Source organism: Hylemonella sp. GW821-FHT10B10 (assembly GCF_059415585.1).
Genome location: NZ_JBWKNN010000001.1, coordinates 1,729,828 through 1,747,995 on the forward strand (window position 1 = coordinate 1,729,828; position 18,168 = coordinate 1,747,995).

An 18,168-nucleotide genomic window follows, 5' to 3' on the forward strand; every position below is an offset into this window, starting at 1 on the left:
ATGTCCGAACGTGTCATTCCCCTGGTCGACCAGCGCATACCGACCCTCAGCGCGCCGGCAGCCGCGTTCGACCCAGCCACCCGCATCACGGCCAGCGGTCTGCTGTCCGACCGGCTGGGTCGCCCGCTGCGTGACCTGCGCATCAGCGTGACCGACCGCTGCAATTTCCGCTGCAGCTACTGCATGCCCAAGGAAGTCTTCGACAAGGATTACGCCTACCTGCCGCACAGCGCCCTGCTAAGCTTCGAGGAGATCACGCGCGTGGCGCGCCTCTTTGCCGCCCACGGCGTGCGCAAGATCCGCCTGACCGGCGGCGAGCCCCTGCTGCGCAAGAACATCGAGATCCTGATCGAGCAACTGGCCGCCCTGCGCACCCCCGATGGCGAGCCTTTGGACCTGACCCTGACCACCAATGGCTCCCTGCTGGCGCGCAAGGCCCGCGCACTGAAGGACGCCGGCCTGCAGCGCGTGACCGTCAGCCTGGACGGACTCGACGATACGGTATTCCGCCGCATGAACGATGTCGACTTCCCGGTGGCCGATGTGCTCGAAGGCATCGCGGCAGCCCGGGAGGCAGGCCTGGGGCCCATCAAGATCAATATGGTGGTCAAACGCGGCACCAACGAACATGAAATCCTGCGCATGGCGCGGCATTTCCGTGGCTCGGGCATGGTGCTGCGCTTCATAGAGTACATGGACGTGGGCGCCACCAACGGTTGGCGCATGGACGAGGTGCTGCCATCGGCCGAGGTGGTCAAGCTCATCCACGCCGAAATGCCGTTGGTGCAGCTCGGGCACAGCGCCCCAGGCGAGACCGCCGAGCGCTGGGGTTATGCCGATGCCAACGGCCAGCATGACAGAACCGCAGGCGAGATCGGTGTCATCAGCAGCGTGACCCACGCCTTCTGCGGCGATTGCAACCGTGCCCGCCTGTCCACCGAGGGCCGACTCTACCTCTGCCTGTTCGCCACCCAGGGCCACGACCTTCGCAGCCTGATCCGCGACGGTGCCAGCGACGCCGACATCGAGTCGGCCATAGCCCACATCTGGGGCGGGCGCGACGACCGCTACTCCGAGCTGCGTGCGGCCCAGCCGCCCGACAGCGGACTCGGTGGCCAGCGTCGCGTCGAGATGAGCTATATCGGAGGCTAGGATATGGCCCCCACGGTCGCCCACTGCGCGTGGCTCCCTGCCCCCCGAGGGGGCCGCGTTTTGCCTTGGTGCGGCCGGGCGGCAAAACTTTCCTCTCGCTAAAGAGATTCTTGAATGATCGACTCTTCTGAAATCACCGGCCTCGTTCTCGCCGGCGGCCGCGGCAGCCGCATGGGCGGGGTGGACAAGGGCCTGCAGAACTTCAACGGCATGCCCCTGGCCCTGCACACGCTGATGCGCCTGCAGATGCAGGTCGGCAGGGTCATGATCAACGCCAATCGCAACCTGTCAGCCTACGAGTCCTTTGGCGCCGAGGTCTGGCCCGACGTGCTGGCCGACTACGCTGGTCCGCTTGCCGGTTTTCTGACAGGCCTGGAACGCTGCGAAACGCCCTACCTGGTCTCCGTACCTTGCGACTCGCCGCGTTTCCCACTGGATCTGGTGGCACGCCTGGCCGCGGCCATGGACCGCGAGCAGGCCGAGATCGCCATGGCGGCCGCCCCCGAAAAAGACGACAGCGGCCAGGTGAGGGTACGGCCCCAGCCTGTGTTCTGCCTGCTGCGCATCGAACTGCTGGAAAGTCTGGTCCAGTTCACCCAGGGCGGCGGCCGCAAGATCGACGCCTGGACAGCTCAGCACAAGACCGTGATAGTGCCCTTCGACCAGCCCGGCGACGACCCGTTGGGTTTCGCCAACGCCAATACGCTGGCTGAGTTGAAACAACTCGAAAATTCCTGAACGCATGAAATCGATCGCGCAGATCGCCGCCGAGCTGCAGGGCTACGACCCGCAAGCCCTGAGCGCCACCGCCGTCAACGACTTCCTGGCCCGTCTGGCCGAACCGGTGAGCCAAGCGGAAGAACTTCCTCTCTTCGACGCGCTCGACCGCGTGCTCGCGCAGGAGGTGGTTTCCCCGATCAACGTGCCACCACACGACAACTCGGCCATGGACGGCTACGCCTTCGACGGCGCCCAGCTGCGCAGCGGCGTCCCGCTTGCCTTGACCCCGGTCGGCACCGCGCTCGCTGGCAAGGCCTGGACGGGCACCGTCGGACCCGGGCAGTGCCTGCGCATCATGACCGGCGCCATCCTGCCTGCAGGCCTGGACACCGTGGTCCCCCAGGAGTTTGTCAAGACCAAGGGTGAAGCCATCGTCATTCCTCCAGGCCTCCTGCAGGCCGGCGACAACCGCCGCCTGCTGGGCGAGGACGTCAAGCAGGGCCAGCCAGCCCTGCACCGAGGCACACGCCTCAGTCCCGCCGCGTTGGGCCTGGCGGCCAGCCTGGGCATCCCTACGGTTCGGGTCTGGCGTCGCCTCAAGGTGGCCTACTTCTCCACGGGCGACGAAATCCTGAGCCTGGGTGAAGCACCACGCGAAGGCGCGGTCTATGACAGCAACCGCTACACCGTCTTCGGCCTGCTCAAGCGCCTGGGGCTGGAGGTTCTGGACTACGGCGTCGTGGGTGACAGCCCCGAAGAACTGGAAGCCACCTTCCGTCGCGCGGCAGCCGAAGCGGACGCCATCATCACCAGCGGTGGCGTCAGCGTGGGCGAAGCCGACTACACCAAGGCCATGATGAAGAAGCTGGGTGACGTGGCTTTCTGGCGCATTGCCATGCGCCCGGGGCGTCCCATGGCTGTGGGACGCATCGATCACTCCATCCTGTTCGGCCTGCCCGGCAATCCGGTGGCAGTGATGGTGACCTTCCTGGCTTTCGTGCGCCCCACCCTGCTCAGAATGATGGGGTGCACCACCGCCCCGGTCCCGCTGCTGCGCGCACGCTGCCTGGAGCCCATGCGCAAGAAACCTGGCCGCACCGAGTACCAGCGCGGCATCGTGAGCACGGCCCCCGACGGTAGCCTGCAGGTGCGCACCACCGGCAACCAGGGCTCGGGGGTGCTCAGTTCCATGGTGCAGGGCAACGGCCTGATCGTTCTTCACCACGGCCAGGGCAATGTCGCGGTGGGTGACGAAGTCGACGTGATGATGTTCGAGGGCGTGATCTAGCCAGTACGTTCCTGCAGATAACGCAGGAAGGCCTCGATCTCCATCGGCCGGGCAAAAAGATAACCCTGTCCGTAGTCGACGCCAAACGTCATCAGGCGGGCACGCTGCGCCTCGTTTTCGATGCCCTCCGCCACCACCCTGGCGCCCACGGCCCGCGCAATGCCGACAATCTCGGGGATCAGCGAGGAACGCACGCTGGCGTCTTCCATTTCGAAGACAAAGGACTTGTCGATCTTCAGGTAGTCGGGCGCCAGCGCCTTGACGCTGGACAGGTTGGAATACCCGGTGCCGAAATCGTCGATGGACACCAGATAACCCGCCTGCTTGAGCTTGGCAATCTCCGTCAACAGGCAACTCTGCTCGGCCTGCTCGATCACCTCCAGATCGAAACGCAGGGCACACGCCGGCTGCCTTGCCAGTTCACCCTCGATCAGCGCACGCAAGCGGTCGCAATCGATGTTCTTTGGAAAGAAATTGAAGGACACCTTCAGGTCGCAGGAAACGGGCAGATGGGTGCACAGCTCACGGATGGCGCGGCGCACCACCGCCTGGTCCAGCTCCCAGCACAGCCCTCCCCGTTCCACGGCCGGCAATACACTGTCCGGGTACAGCACCTCGGCGCCATCGCGCAGACGCATGAGCACTTCGCAACCGACCGGCAGGCCGGTCTGCATGTCGACGATAGGCTGGTAGGTACACAACACGTTCTCGTCGCGAATCAGCCGCGCAATGCGGTGGTCGAGTCGCTCCCAGCGCTGCAGCAGCGGCACCAGCGCCCAGTAGACCAGCAGCCCGGCGCTCAGGGCCAGCAACAAGACCAGGCCAAAGCGCGGCGCGTAGGCAGCCCAGAAGCGCGGCAAAGGGATGGCAAACTGGCTGAAATACTGGGTGCCCGCGATCTGTCGTGACGAGACAAAAGCCTGCTCCTGCCAGCTGTAATGGTGCACCGCCGAAGCCAGCAGATCGGCCTCGCCCAGTCGCTGTGTCAGGCCGGCTGGCAGGGTCGGATCCTCGTGCGCCACCTTGAACGTTCCGTCTGCCAGCCGCAGCCGCAGGACGCCTTCGTCGATGGCAAAAAGATCGTCCAGGGCATGCGGGCTGACCACCGTGCTGAACCGGCCCATACGTACCACCGTGGCGGTGTAGCGCCCATCCCCGACCAGCAGTGGCAGGCGGAAGTTGATGTGGTGCACATCGCCCTGCGTGGTCTTGACGATGGCATCGGGCGGCGGAAACCTGACGGCCTGCGGCAGCACGCCCATCACCGCCGTGCAGCGCAGGCGTTCCTGTTCGTCGTGTACGCCGATATCGGCCTGGTAGGTCGAGGCAAAAACCTCCTGCCGCAGGCGCAGCAGGTTAGCCTGACTGCAATCCGGCGTGTAATCGTGGCCGAGCCGGCGCAGCGTATTGCGCGTATCGAGCGACATGCCCTGCAGCTTGAGGGTCAGGCCGCTCTGGATGTCGTCAAGCTTGCTCAGCTGATCGGCAGCCGTCAGTGCCACAAAGACCATCATGAACAGCCCTATCGCGAGCAAACCAGCAACGGTGGCATAAAGCCGGGGACGCTGTGCCAGCCTGTGCTTGGGGATGTTCATACGCTTTGCAGGCCGGCAACTTTCATGGTGTATTTGAGGCCTTGAAACCATACCACACAGGCCAGCGCAGCCACGAGGGCTAACCCCAACAAACCCGGCCCCAGCGGCGCCATGTGCAGCACGGCCGCCAATGGCGGCAGGTAGAGGGACAGCGCCAGCAAGACCAGAGTGAAGGCCATCACCCCCCACAGCATGCGGTTGGGCACACACAGCGAGGCCAACAGGCCGCGCGGGCCCGCGCGGTTGAAAATAATCAGTAACAAATTGCCCAGCACCAGAGTGCAGAAAGCCAGCGCGCGCGCCTGCGCTTCGTCCAGCTGCTGCGTACCCCAGAGATAGACCCCCAGTACCGCCGCCAGCACCCCCAGGCCTTGCATCACCGCCTGCACCAGGGTGCTGCCCGCGAACAGTGGCGCGGCCGGGTCGCGTGGCGGTTGCCGCATCACACCCTCTTCGGCCGGCTCGTTCTCGAACACCATGCCGCAGGCCGGGTCGATGGCCAGCTCCAGCAGCGCGATGTGCATGGGGAACAACACGATGGGCCAGCCCAGAAGCAAGGGCAGCAGGGCCAGGCCGGCAATCGGCACGTGCACCGCCATGATGTAGCTCATGGACTTGCGCAGGTTGTCAAAGATACGGCGCCCCTGCCGCACGGCGCGCACGATGGACGCGAAGTTGTCATCCACCAGCACGATAGCGGCCGCCTCGCGCGCCACGTCGGTGCCCCGCCCGCCCATGGCCACGCCCACGTGTGCGGCCTTCAGCGCCGGCGCATCGTTGACGCCGTCGCCCGTCATGGCCACCACCGCACCGGTGGCCTGCAAGGCCTGCACGATGCGCAACTTCTGGGTGGGTGCGATACGCGCGCAGATACTGCTCGTGCGCAGGCGCTGCTGCAGCTCGGCGTCTGCCAGGCGGTCGAGTTCGTCCCCGGTAAGCACGTTCTCGGCATCGAGTCCAGCCTGTCGCGCGATGGCACGCGCGGTGACCGGGTAGTCGCCCGTGATCATCACCACACGGATACCGGCCTCCCGGCACTCGCGTACGGCCTGCGGGATCTCCTCGCGCAACGGGTCGGCCAGGCCGAGCAGACCGACGAACTCGAAATCGAAATCATGTTCGCCAGCGGGCCAGGGCGGGCCGTCGTGCGTCGCCCGCGCCACGCCCAGCACGCGCAGCCCGCGCGCGGCCATGGCATCGGCCGCAGCGGCCACGGCCAGCCGGCGCTGCGCATCCAGATGGCAGAGGTCGACGATAGCCTCCGGGGAACCCTTGGCGGCCACCGCATGGTCGACCTCTTCTCGCCCCTTCCAGACATGGGCCATGGCACGCAGCTCGGGCGTGAGGGCGTATTCCTGAACCAGCGCCCAGTCCTGATGCAGATGTTCGGTCTGCGCCAGAAAGCGCTGGCCCAACGCATGAAAGGCCTGTTCCATCGGGTCGTAGGGATCGATGCGGCTGGCCAGGATGGCGTACTCCACGATGGCATGGAAAGCCTCTGGCAACTCTGCAGCAAGAACCTCGTCGAGCGCCAGTTCGACCCCGTCCACCTGAAGCCGGGCGACCTGCATGCGGTTCTGCGTCAGCGTGCCGGTCTTGTCCACGCACAACACCGAGGTGGCGCCCAGCGTCTCTATCGCCGCGATACGGCGCGTTAATACCCGTTGGTGCGAGAGACGCCACGCGCCCAGCGCGGGCAGCACGGTCAGCACCACCGTGAACTCCTCGGGCAGCATGGAAATGGCCAGGGCGATCCCGGCCAGCAGAGCCTGCAACCAATCCCCCCGCAGCAGCCCCTGCGCCCCGACCAGCAGCACGCTCAGACCCAGCCCCAGCCAGGCCAGGCGCCTCACCAGGACACGGATCTGGCGCCGCAACGGCGACTCCTCGGCCTGCACGGTCTGCAGGGCCCGACCGATCTGGCCCATCTGGCTGCGCGGCCCGGTGGCAGTCACACGCGCCAGCCCCTGCCCCTGGACCACCAGCGTGCCGGCATGCAGCGCCGTCACCGCGCCGACTCGCTTGCCAACCGGCACCGACTCGCCCGTGAGCAGGGATTCGTCCACCTGCAACTCCCCGGCAGAGAGCAGTTCGGCATCGGCCGCGACACGATCGCCCTCGGCCAGCAGCATGAGATCCCCGCGCACCAACTCCTGGCCAGCAACGGTCTGCGCCCGCCCGTCACGGATCACCCGTGCACGTGGACTGGAGAGGTCACGCAACGCCTGGATAGCCCGTTCGGTCTTGCCCTCCTGGTACAGGGTGAGGCCAATCACCACAAACACCATCAGGGCCAGGCTCAGACTTTCCCGCAACTCTCCCAGCAGCAGGTACAGGCCGGCGGCCGCCAGCAACAGGGAGAACATGGGGTCGCGCACGGTGTCACGCACGATAAGGCGCCAGCGGCGAGCACCTTCGCCCGGCAGGGCATTGGGACCGTCCGCCGCCAGCAGCAGCGAGACCTGCGCCGTGCTCAGGCCCGGCTCATGGGAGAGAGGAAGACTCATGCCGCAGATTGTGCGACATGAGTCAGCCGCCGCACCTGGCTACTTGGCCAGCAGGTCGGCCTCGTGCACAGCCGCCTCGCTCACGGCACGCTTGTCGGCACCGGGGGCGTGCTTGCGTGCCAGCAGGGTGTACATGGTGGGCACGACGAAGATGGTCAGCAGCGTGCCCAGCGTCATGCCGCCGACGATGACCCAACCGATCTGCACACGGCTCTCGGCACCCGCGCCCTTGGACAGGGCCAGAGGCACGGCCCCCAGCACCATGGCGCCGGTGGTCATCAGGATGGGGCGCAGGCGCTGGCTGGCGGCCTTGACCACCGCCTCGAACATGTCCATGCCCTGCTCACGCATCTGGTTGGCGAACTCGACGATCAGGATGCCGTGCTTGGTGATCAGGCCCACCAGAGTGATCAGGCCGATCTGTGAGTAGACGTTGAGCGAGCCGTTGGTGAACTTCAGCGCCAGCAGCGCACCGATCATGGACAGCGGCACCGACAGCATGATCACGAAGGGATCGACAAAGCTCTCGAACTGCGCAGCCAGCACCAGGAAGATGAACAGCAACGCGAGCACAAAGACGATGGTCAGAGAGCCCTGCGAATTCTTGAACTCGCGTGATGTGCCGTTCAGGTCGGTGGTGTAGCCTGGCTTGAGCACCTTGGCACTGGTCGCATCGAGGAAATCGAGCGCCTGTCCCAGGGAGTAGTCGGGCGCCAGATTGGCGGTGATGGTGACCGCGCGTCGCTGACTGAAGTGGTTGAGCTCGCGCGGCGAGACCGCCTCGCGCACAGCCACCAGCGCAGACAGCGGGATCATGGTGTCGTTGCGACCGCGCACGAAGATACGTTCGATGTCATCAGGCGTGTCGCGGCCCACGGACTGGGTCTGGACGATCACGTCGTACTGGTCGCCGCCCTTCTTGTAGCGCGTGACCAACCGGCCGCCCAGCATGGTTTCGATGGCGCGCGCCACGGCATCGACGCTGACGCCCAGATCCGACGCCTTCTCGCGGTTCACGTCGATCTTGAGCTCGGGCTTGTTCAGGCGCAGGTCGACGTCGGTCCCCTGGAAGCCCGGGTTCTTGCCCATCTCCTCCTGGAACTGGCGCACCACCTGGTTCAGGTTTTCGTAGCTTTCCGAGGTCAGGATGACGAAGTTGACCGGGCGCTCACGGAAACCCTGGCCCAGTGAAGGCGGGGTGATGGGAAAGGCGGCCACGCCGGGCAAGGCATTGATCCTGGGCTGCATCTCGCGCGCCATCTCCAGCGTGGTGCGTTTGCGATCTTCCCAGTCAACGGCGCGCAGGGTGACGTTGGCCTGGCTGACCGTCGGGTTGCCCGTCACCACGAAGACACGGTCGAACTCCTTGTATTCGCTGCCGATCTTCTCGATGACGCTCGCGTACTTGTCGGTGTAAGCCATGGTGGCGCCATCGGGCGCATTGACCACATTCAGGATGACACCGCGGTCCTCCAGCGGCGCCAGCTCACGCTTCATGCCGGGCAGCACGGCCACGATGGCCAGCACAACACCGCCCATGACCAGCAGCACCAGCCAGCGCATGCCCAACACCTGCCGCAGCAGGCGCTCATAACCATTGGTGAGGCTGGTCAGCGCCTGCTCCATGCCGCGGTCAAATCTGCCAGGTTTGGGGTTGTGGCGCAGCAACAGCGAGCACATCATGGGCGAGAGCGTCAGCGCAATGAAGCCCGAGACGACCACCGCCCCGGCGAGCGCCAGCGCAAACTCGACGAACAGGCGCCCGGTACGCCCCGGCGTGAAGGCCAGAGGCGCGTAGACCGCGGCCAGGGTCAGTGTCATCGCCACCACCGCAAAGCCCACCTCCTTGGCTCCCTTGATGGCGGCACTGAAAGGGTCCAGCCCTTCCTCGATGTGGCGATAGATGTTCTCCAGCACAACGATGGCGTCGTCCACCACCAGGCCAATGGCCAGCACCAGGGCCAGCAGGGTCAGCGTGTTGACGGTGAAACCGGCCAGCGCCATCAGCGCAAAAGTACCGATCAAGCTGACAGGGATGGTGATGATCGGAATGATGGAAGCCCGGAAGGTGCGCAGGAAGAGGAAGATCACCAGCGCCACCAGCACCACGGCCTCCAGGATGGTCTGGAAGACGTTCTTGATCGAGCGGTCAATGAAGACCGAGTTGTCGTTCGCGATCATGATGGTGATGCCTGGCGGCAGGTCGGCCTCCAGCCTGGGCAACATCTCGCGCACGCCACGGCTGAGTTCCAGCGGGTTGGCCGTGGCCTGGCGGATCACGCCAGCCGAGATGGCCTCGCGGCCGTTCAGCCGCACCGAGGTCCGCTCCTCGGCGGGCCCCTCTTCGATGCGTGCGACGTCGCGCAGCTTGACGGGGAAGCCATTGACGGTCTTGATGACGATCTCGCCGAACTGGGCCGGCTTGATCAGGTCGGTGTTGGACGTGACGGAGAACTCGCGCTGCCGGCTCTCGATACGCCCGGCTGGCACTTCCAGGTTGCTGCGTCGGATAGCGTCCTCGGCATCCTGCGTGGTCAGCTTGTAGGCGGCCAGGCGGTCCGGATCGAGCCAGACGCGCATGGCGTATTTGCGTTCACCGTAGATGCGCACATCGGCCGCACCGGTGACGGTCTGCAGGCGTGGCTTGACGATGCGGTTGATCAGCTCGTTGAGTTGCAGTGTGCTGTGGGTGTCGCTGGAGAAGGCCAGCCAGATCACGGGGAAGGCATCGGCCTCGACCTTGGCGATGACCGGCTCCTCGATGGCCTGCGGCAGCTTGTTGCGCACACGGGCGGTGCGGTCGCGCACCTCGGCGGCGGCGGCGTCAGCGTCCTTCTCCAGACGGAAGCGCACGGTGATCTGGGCCTGCTCGGCACGCGAGATCGAGGTGATCACGTCCACCGCATCGATGCCCGCGATCGAGTCTTCCAGCGGCTTGGCTACCTGCGACTCGACCACCTCGGCCGAGGCGCCGGCGTACTTGACGGTCACGGTGACCACGGGCTCGTCGATCTTGGGGTACTCGCGCACCGGGATCTTGGTGAAGCTGACCGCGCCGATCAGCAGCACCAGCAGGGACAGCACGGTGGCGAACACCGGCCGGCGGATCGATACTTCAGGCAGTTGCATGATGGCTCCTCGCCGCGCTCAATTGGCGGGACGGTTCACTTCCAACACCTTGACGGGGCTGCCGTCGCGCTGCAGGCGCTGCTGCCCTGCCGCCACCACGGTGTCGCCCTCCTTCAGACCTTCAAGGATCTCGACCTGGCCCGGGCTGCGGATGCCTATCTTGACCTCGACGCGCTTGGAGACCAGGGTGTCGTTGTCGGGCCCCGGCACCAGCTTGATGACAAAGGCCTTGCCGCCCTGGGGCACGATGGCTTCTTCGGGAATCACACGGGCCTTTTCGCGGACACCGAACACGGTGCTCACGCGCGCGAACATGCCGGGACGCAGCAGCAGCTGCTTGTTGTCGATGCTGGCGCGCACGCCGATGGAGCGCCCGTTGGCGTCGATCAGCGGGTCCACGGCCTGTACCTTGGCCTCGAATTTGCGACCCGGCAAGGCGTCGAGCTCCACCGTCGCCCGCTGCCCCATCCGCAGCCGGGTCTGGAAACGCTCGGGCAGGCGGTAGTCGACATAGACGGTGTCGATGTCCTCCAGGTTGACGATATCGGTGCCATCCTTGAGGTAGTCACCGACGTTGACGTTGCGGATACCGGCGATGCCGTCAAATGGCGCCAGGATCTTCAGACGCTCCGCCGTGGCCTGTGCGAGGGCCAACTTGGCCTGCGCCACCTCGAGGTTGGCCGCGCTCTCGTCCAGCGAGCGCTGGCTGATGAAGTTCTGCGCCAGCAGCTCCTGGTTGCGCTTGTGGTTGGCCCGCGCAATGGAAAGCTCGGCCTGGCTCTGCTTGACCTGCGCGAGTTGCAACTGGTCATCAAACTGCACCAGCAGACGCCCCTTGCGCACGCGTTCGCCGTCACGGAAATTGAGCTGGGTGATACGCCCGCTGACCTCGGGGCGCAGCATGACACCCTGGCGCGAGCGCAGGCTGCCCACGGCCTGTGTGTCGTCGCTCAGTCGCATGACCAGAACCTTGGCCACCTCCACCGTCACCGGACGGGCCGGGCCGCCGGCATTAGCGGACCCCGCTGCGCCGGCGTTCGCCTGGCTGGTGACAGCCGGAGCGGTGGCGCTCTTGTCTGTCCTGTTCTGGAACCACCATGCGGCAGCGGACGCGGTCGCGATGCCGACAACGGCGATCACCGGGTAAAGAAATTTGGAGGCCATGGATGAATCGGGAGCTCGGGCGGTTTCCCCGTCCGGGATGGAACGGGACAATCAAAGAATGTAACAGTCCCTGACAAGTTCTGCATGCGCAATAGTCCTTAGGACGGGCCGCTCCCGAGCAGCTTTGCAACAGCTTTACAAAGCCACCTCAGCGGCCCAACACCTGCTCCACGCCCCGATTGGCCAGGGCGTCGGCCCGCTCATTGCCCGGATCGCCGTCATGGCCCTTGACCCAGCGCCAATCGATGCGGTGCCCGCCCCCGGCCACCAGCGCATCCAGGCGCTGCCACAGGTCCACGTTCTTGACCGGCTGCTTGGCCGCTGTCTTCCAGCCCTTGGCCTTCCAGCCGGCCAGCCACTCGTTGATGCCCTTGAGCACGTACTGGCTGTCAGCATGCAGGACCACATGGCAGGGCCGCTTGAGCGACTCCAGCGCCATGATCACCGCCAGCATCTCCATGCGGTTGTTGGTGGTCTCGCGCTCACCGCCAAACAGTTCTTTCTCGACGCCGCCGGATTTCAGCAGCACGCCCCAGCCACCCGGGCCGGGATTGCCCTTGCAGGCACCATCGGTGTAGATCTCGACTGTGTTCAAACTTCTTGTCCCTCGTTCCTGTGGGCTTGATTGTCGCTGTTGCGGCGTACCAGCGGCGCGGTCGCCGTGGCCTTGCTGGTCGTTTTTTTCCAGGCGGGCTCCAGTAGCCGAACGCCATACACGCGCTTGACGGCCACCAGAAAATAGGCCGCGCCGAAGAAGGGCCACCAGCGTTCACCGGCGCGGTCCATCCAGCCATAACGCTTGAGCCATTTCTCGCTGCGCACCAGCGGCCGGTAGCAGCCGTGCTGCCCGACCTCGACCTCGAAGTCGAGCAGGCGCAACCAGTCGCGCAGGCGCCAGTTGCCGATGAATTCCAGGGGCTGTGGCAGCAAAGGCGTCCCCAGACCGACGCGCCGGCACAACTGCTCGCGCCGCTGGCGCAGGCCCCATAGACTGGCAGGGTTGAAACCGCTGAGCACCACACGACCGCCCGGCACCAGCACGCGCGCCACTTCACGCAGGGTAGCGTGCGGGTCAGGGTGGCTGTCCAGCGCGTGCGGCAGGGCCACCATGTCCAGACTGGCCTCGGGAAAGGGCAGCGCCGCATAGTCACTCAGCAGGGCGGTATGCGTGTTCGCAGCGCCGGGGGCAACGGGTTGGCTGGTGGCCAGCCAGCGATGCGACATGCGGTTGGCGGCCAGGGCGTCGAGCGCGGGCAAACCCAGTTGCAAGGCGTGGTAGCCGAAGATGTCGGCGACCCGCAGATCAAACTGCTGTTGTTCCCACGCCAATAGATAACGACCTGGCGGGGTCTCAAACCAGTCCTGCAAACCTATAATTCCGTCATTCATGACCCTGCTTCCATTGCCCGCCTTCGACGACAACTACCTCTGGATGCTGCATGACGGCCACCAGGCACTCGTCGTCGACCCCGGTGATGCGCAACCGGTGCTGCAGGCACTGCAGGCCCAACACCTGCAGCTCCAGGCCATTCTAGTCACCCACCACCATGCCGACCACATCGGTGGTGTGGCCGAGTTGCGCCAGGCCACGGGCGCCGCCGTCTACGGACCCGCGGGCGAAGAGATGCCTGAGCCGCTGCAGCGCTTCGCCGAAGGCGACACGCTGGACCTGCTGGGCCTGCACTTCACCGTGCTCGACGTCCCTGGCCACACCGCCGGCCACATCGCCTGGTACACCCCGGATTGCGCAGGCCAGCCCCTGCTGTTCTGCGGCGATACCCTGTTCTCCGGTGGCTGCGGCCGGCTCTTCGAGGGCACTCCGGCGCAGATGCTGGCCTCGCTGGACCGTCTGGCTGCCCTGCCCGGCAACACGCGGGTGTGCTGTGCGCACGAATACACCCTGAGCAATCTGCGCTTTGCGCGCGCGGTGGATCCCGACAACGCGGCCCTGCTCGACTACAGCAGGCAGTGCGAAGCACTGCGGGCGCGCCACTTGCCCACCCTGCCCTCGACCATCGCCGTCGAGCGCAACATCAACCCCTTCCTGCGCTCGCGTGAGCCGGCCGTGCGCCGTTCCGTGCAGGCCCGTACCGCTGCCCATGACGAGGTCGGCTACTTTGCCGCCCTGCGCGAGTGGAAGAACCAGTTCAAATGAAATTTTTCAGCTACGCCTGCCTCGCCGGCCTCTTCCTCGTCGTGAGCGGCTGCGCCAGCGTCGGCCCCGGCGACAGCATCGCCAGCCCGTCCCAGCCGACAGCCCCCGCTGTCGCCAGCACCCGGCCTTACAGCCCGCCCGCCGCGCCGCCCAGCCACAAGCCCGAGTACCCGGCCGGCGATCTGACCCCCATCACCCCGCACGAATCCGCATCGCGCACCGTGGCGGCCACCACGGCCCCCACCGACCTGTGGGAACGTATCCGGCGCGGTTTTGCCATGCCCGACCTGGAGAGCAGCCTGGTACCCGGCCGCGAGCAGTGGTACGCCGCACGCCCCGAGGAACTGGAGAACATGGCCGAGCGTTCGCGCAAGTACCTGTTCCACATCGTCGAGGAACTGGAGCGACGCAACATGCCCACCGAGCTGGCTTTGCTGCCCTTCATCGAAAGCGCCTTCAATCCCCAGGCCTACTCGCGCGCGCGCGCCGCCGGCATGTGGCAATTCATCCCCAGCACCGGCAAGCTCTACCAGCTCAAGCAGAACGCCTTTCGCGACGATCGCCGCGACGTGCTGGCCTCCACCCGCGCCGCGCTGGACTACCTGGAGCGTCTGCACGGCATGTTCGGTGACTGGCACCTGGCCCTGGCGTCCTACAACTGGGGCGAAGGCAGCGTGGGCCGCGCCATCGCCAAGAACAAACGCCAGGGCAAGGGCACGGGCTACCTGGACCTGACCATGCCCATGGAGACGCGTTACTACATCCCCAAGCTGCAGGCCATGAAGAACATCGTGGCGCGTCCCGAGGCCTTCAAGGTCAAGCTGCCGGTCATCGACAACCATCCCTATTTTGAAAGCGTCACGATCACGCGTGACATCGATGTGGCCCTGGCCGCCAAGCTGGCCGAGATCCCGCTGGAGGACTTCAAGGCGCTCAACCCCTCGCTGCATCGCCCAGTCATCCTGGCCGGCGGCACGCAGCAGATCCTGCTGCCCTGGGACAACGCCGCCATCTTCCAGCGCAACCTCGACGCCTACGCCGGCGACCGCCTCTCCAGCTGGACGGTGTGGATCGCGCCATCCACCATGAAAACGGCTGACGCCGCCAAGCGGCTGAAGATGAGCGAGAACGACCTGCGCTACGTCAACAACATCCCGACGCACATGATCATCCGCGCCGGGTCCACCCTGCTGGTGCCGCGACCGGCCAGCCAGGAACGCGACGTGACCGTGCGCATCGCCGACAACGGCCAGCTCTCTCTGGTGCCTGAGACCGTGCTCAAGCGCATCGTGCTCAAGGCTGGCAAGAAAGACTCCGTGTCCACCGTGGCGCGTCGTTACGGGCTGCCGCCGGCCAAGGTCGCGGAGTGGAACCATGTCAGCACCTCGGCCAGCTTCAAACCCGGCCAGGACATCGTGGTGCATCGCTGGGTGCCGGTGCGCCCGGCTCAGCAAGCCCCGGTCAAGGTCGCCGCGCGCAGCAAGCCGGCTACGACCGTCAGGCGCTGACAGTCCTCAAAGCTTCTCGGTCTCGCCCTGGCGCGGCTGCCACTTCATGAGGTGGCGCTCGATGCGCCCGACCAGGCCGTCGAGCAACAGGGCGAAGGTGGTGAGCACCACGATGCCGGCGAACACGGTGTTGACATCAAACGTCCCCTCGGCCTGCAGGATCAGGTAGCCCACGCCACGCGCCGAGCCCAGGTACTCGCCCACCACCGCCCCCACAAAAGCCAGGCCCACCGAGGTGTGCAGGCTGGAGAATACCCAGGCCGTGGCGCTGGGCAGGTAGACCGTGCGCAGCAGCTGGCGCTGGTTCGCACCCAGCATACGGGCGTTGGACAGCACCACGGGGCTGACCTCGCGCACGCCCTGGTAGACGTTGAAGAACACGATGAAGAACACCAGCGTCACAGCCAGCGCCACCTTGCTCCAGATCCCCAGGCCGAACCACATGGCGAAGATGGGCGCCAGGATCACGCGCGGCATGGCGTTGGCTGCCTTGATGTAGGGATCCAGAATGGCGCTGGCCAGGGGCGAGAGGGCCAGCCACAGGCCGCAGACCAGGCCCAGCACCGTGCCGATGCCGAAGGCCAGGAAGGTCTCGAGCAGCGTTGTGCCCAGGTGGCGGTAGATGTCGGCATTGCCACTCAGGCCCTCGGGAAAGAGCAAATTGGGCGCCACCGCCCAGGGCAGGAACCAGGACCAGACGCGCCCGGCCACCTTGATGGGCTCGCCGATGAAAAAGGCCAGCTGTACGTCGCGCGAGGCCAACTGCCACAGGCCCAGGAAAACCAGCAGCACGCCGATCTGCCACAGGTGCAGGTTGCCGGCACGGGGTTTGAAGCGCTGCCAGAGTCCCATCTCAGGCCGCCTTCTTCAATTGCTGCTGGTAGCCCTTGAGTACCTCTTCGCGCAACACACCCCAGATCTGCGTATGCAGCTCGATGAAGCGCGGCGTCGCCCGCACCTCGGCCACATTGCGTGGACGCGCCAGGTCGATGCTGAACTCGCCGATCGGGCGCGTGGCCGGCCCGGCCGACAGCACCACCACACGGTCACTCATGGCGATGGCCTCATCCAGGTCGTGCGTGATGAACAGCACCGCCTTCTTCTTGGCGCTCCAGAGTTCCAGCACCTCGTCTTCCATCAGCTGGCGGGTCTGGATGTCCAGCGCGCTGAAGGGTTCGTCCATGAGAATGATGTCCGGGTCCAGCACCAGTGTCTGGGCCAGGGCCGTGCGCTTGCGCATGCCCCCCGAAAGCTGGTGCGGGTAACGGTCACCAAAACCGGCCAGTCCGACCCGCGCCAGCCAGTCCTGCGCCTGCGCGCGGGCCTCGGCCGGCGGCACGCCACGGTACTGCAGGCCCAGCATCACGTTGTCCAGCGCGCTGCGCCAGGGCAGCAAGGCATCGGTCTGGAACATGTAGCCTGCGCGGCGATTCAGTCCCCGCAGCGCTTCGCCGAACACGCGCACCTCACCCGCGCTGGGCGCCAACAGGCCCGCGCCCACGTTGAGCAGGGTGGACTTGCCGCAGCCTGTGGGGCCGACCACGGAGACGAACTCGCCGGCCGCCACCCGCAGGGTGGTATCGGCCACGGCCGTGTAGGACGGTCCGCCGTCGGGAGCCGCGAAGGCGCAGGTGATGCCCAGCAGTTCCAGCGCGTGGTGAGAGCCCGTGGTCATGCGTTCAGGGATATCAGGGAAGGACCACCGGCACGGCCAGCGACTTGCGCAAGCTCGTGCTTTTGCCAAAGCGGCGCTGGAACTCCGCGTTGGCGCTGGCGTAATCGTCACGTACCATGACCTTGGTCGTGCCGAAGAACTCGTCGCGTTGGTAGCGGATGGTGCCGATATAGACCGCCTTGTCGCCAGGGCGCGCATCGACACGGAACAGGCCGTGCAGGGGCGCGGTCGCATCGCCCGGCGCCGACGAATTGCCTGAGCGGACTTCGACCTTGGCGTACATCACGACCCAGGACTTGAGGATGTAAAAAGGCTGCGCCGGATGGTTGACGAAGAAGTGCTGGCCGAAAGGCGCGTTGATGCGTCGCTTCAGATCACCCAGGCTCAGGCTGTCCATCTCACGCGGTTCATCACCCACGATCACCAGCGCCAGGCGTTCGTACTCCGCATAACGCTCGCTGAGCTTCTGCTCACCAGGCTTGAGTGGCGGGTCGAGTTCGATGCGACCGACCAGCACGGCTTCACCCGCGGGGACATCGGCCAGCTTCTCGACCGCCTGGATGCGGCTGGTGGGCACACAGGCCGACAAGAGCAACAGCGCCCCGGCCCCGACCAGCAGCCTGCCCAGCCTCACTTCCTGAGCTCCGCGATGCGGTTGCGCAGACGGGCCTCCCACTGCGTTCCCTTCACCCAATCCTCTTTCTGGATGCGTTGCAGCAGCTCAAGCTCTGTGGGTGTGTTGATGCGTTCGATGGCGAACTTGCTGGCCTCGAACACACCGGTCTTGACCTTCACATAGCGGTAGGAACCCATGAAGTAGATGCCGGGCTTCTGGATGCGCAGGGCCGTCTCGTTGCGGCCATAGGTGGGAAAACGGTAGACGTTGTTGCCGGCAAAGAAGCCAGAACCCTGCAGCGTGGCGAGCTGGTAAGCCCCAGGCGGCAGGTAGGACTGCGTCAGCAACTGGCCATCCTTGGCCACACCCATGTGCCAGTAGCCTTCCTCGCCCTGGGGTTTGAGGCTGGCACCGTCTATCTTGGTCGGCGCTTCGGACATGTCGACGAAGGCAAAAACCAGGGAATTGGTCGGATCGTTGATGTCGCGCTCGGGCCCGATGGAGCCGCTGCCGCAGGCTGCTAAAACGAGAGAAGCAGCGAGCAAACCGATGCTTTGCAAATGACGGATCATGATGTTTCGGCTTCTGAGGGTCATGACGATGAGAAGGGCGCAAACCCTGCGCCGGACCGCAGCATACGCGAAACCGGCACCCCGGCC

Annotated in this window: 15 protein-coding genes; 5 read left to right on the forward strand and 10 right to left on the reverse strand. The window is 65.7% G+C overall.

Features of this window, described 5'->3' with window-relative positions:
• From moaA to moeA, 3 genes are all read left to right on the forward strand, one after another.
• A complete protein-coding gene (moaA, locus tag AC07NT_RS08430; RefSeq protein ID WP_498596903.1) occupies positions 1–1,152 on the forward strand; it encodes a GTP 3',8-cyclase MoaA in 1,152 nt (383 codons plus the stop codon).
• A gap of 114 nt (positions 1,153–1,266) precedes the next feature.
• Complete coding sequence (gene mobA, locus AC07NT_RS08435) at positions 1,267–1,890, forward strand: molybdenum cofactor guanylyltransferase MobA (RefSeq protein WP_498596902.1); 624 nt, start codon at positions 1,267–1,269, stop codon at positions 1,888–1,890.
• A gap of 4 nt (positions 1,891–1,894) precedes the next feature.
• Entirely contained in the window at positions 1,895–3,160 is a 1,266-nt protein-coding gene (moeA, locus tag AC07NT_RS08440) for a molybdopterin molybdotransferase MoeA (RefSeq protein ID WP_498596901.1), read from the forward strand.
• Here moeA and AC07NT_RS08445 read toward each other — a convergent pair.
• The 6 genes from AC07NT_RS08445 to AC07NT_RS08470 form a co-directional block, all read right to left on the reverse strand.
• Positions 3,157–4,755, reverse strand: a complete 1,599-nt coding sequence (locus AC07NT_RS08445) for an EAL domain-containing protein (protein ID WP_498596900.1) — start codon at positions 4,753–4,755, stop codon at positions 3,157–3,159. The two genes, moeA and AC07NT_RS08445, sit on opposite strands and share 4 nt — an antisense overlap.
• Positions 4,752–7,262, reverse strand: coding sequence for a cation-translocating P-type ATPase (locus AC07NT_RS08450; protein ID WP_498596899.1), 2,511 nt, complete (start codon positions 7,260–7,262; stop codon positions 4,752–4,754). Before AC07NT_RS08450 ends, AC07NT_RS08445 begins: the two co-directional genes overlap by 4 nt.
• A 39-nt stretch (positions 7,263–7,301) precedes the next feature.
• Complete coding sequence (locus AC07NT_RS08455) at positions 7,302–10,391, reverse strand: efflux RND transporter permease subunit (protein ID WP_498596898.1); 3,090 nt, start codon at positions 10,389–10,391, stop codon at positions 7,302–7,304.
• Positions 10,392–10,409: 18 nt separating this feature from the next.
• The gene (locus AC07NT_RS08460; RefSeq protein WP_498596897.1) at positions 10,410–11,555 is read right to left on the reverse strand and encodes an efflux RND transporter periplasmic adaptor subunit; all 1,146 of its coding nucleotides are present in this window, start codon (positions 11,553–11,555) and stop codon (positions 10,410–10,412) included.
• 148 nt (positions 11,556–11,703) lie between these two features.
• Positions 11,704–12,150 carry a ribonuclease HI gene (gene rnhA, locus AC07NT_RS08465; RefSeq protein WP_498596896.1) on the reverse strand — a complete coding sequence of 149 codons (447 nt, stop codon included), beginning with the start codon at positions 12,148–12,150 and terminating at the stop codon, positions 11,704–11,706.
• Positions 12,147–12,944, reverse strand: a complete 798-nt coding sequence (locus AC07NT_RS08470; protein ID WP_498596895.1) for a class I SAM-dependent methyltransferase — start codon at positions 12,942–12,944, stop codon at positions 12,147–12,149. The genes rnhA and AC07NT_RS08470 overlap by 4 nt, the downstream gene beginning before the upstream one ends.
• Between AC07NT_RS08470 and gloB the strand changes: the two genes are divergently transcribed.
• Complete coding sequence (gene gloB / locus AC07NT_RS08475; protein WP_498596894.1) at positions 12,943–13,710, forward strand: hydroxyacylglutathione hydrolase; 768 nt, start codon at positions 12,943–12,945, stop codon at positions 13,708–13,710. The two genes, AC07NT_RS08470 and gloB, sit on opposite strands and share 2 nt — an antisense overlap.
• Entirely contained in the window at positions 13,707–15,218 is a 1,512-nt protein-coding gene (locus AC07NT_RS08480) for a transglycosylase SLT domain-containing protein (protein WP_498596893.1), read from the forward strand. The genes gloB and AC07NT_RS08480 overlap by 4 nt, the downstream gene beginning before the upstream one ends.
• Before the next feature lie 6 nt (positions 15,219–15,224).
• Here AC07NT_RS08480 and AC07NT_RS08485 read toward each other — a convergent pair whose 3' ends face one another.
• Genes AC07NT_RS08485 through AC07NT_RS08500 form a run of 4 tightly spaced genes read right to left on the reverse strand, consistent with a single transcriptional unit; the run spans position 15,225 to position 18,081 of the window.
• Positions 15,225–16,070, reverse strand: a complete 846-nt coding sequence (locus tag AC07NT_RS08485; protein WP_498596892.1) for an ABC transporter permease — start codon at positions 16,068–16,070, stop codon at positions 15,225–15,227.
• A gap of 1 nt (position 16,071) precedes the next feature.
• Complete coding sequence (locus AC07NT_RS08490; protein WP_498596891.1) at positions 16,072–16,893, reverse strand: ABC transporter ATP-binding protein; 822 nt, start codon at positions 16,891–16,893, stop codon at positions 16,072–16,074.
• Between the two features lie 13 nt (positions 16,894–16,906).
• Positions 16,907–17,527 carry a hypothetical protein gene (locus AC07NT_RS08495; protein WP_498596890.1) on the reverse strand — a complete coding sequence of 207 codons (621 nt, stop codon included), beginning with the start codon at positions 17,525–17,527 and terminating at the stop codon, positions 16,907–16,909.
• A complete protein-coding gene (locus AC07NT_RS08500; RefSeq protein ID WP_498596889.1) occupies positions 17,524–18,081 on the reverse strand; it encodes a hypothetical protein in 558 nt (185 codons plus the stop codon). Before AC07NT_RS08500 ends, AC07NT_RS08495 begins: the two co-directional genes overlap by 4 nt.
• Positions 18,082–18,168 lie beyond the last annotated feature (87 nt).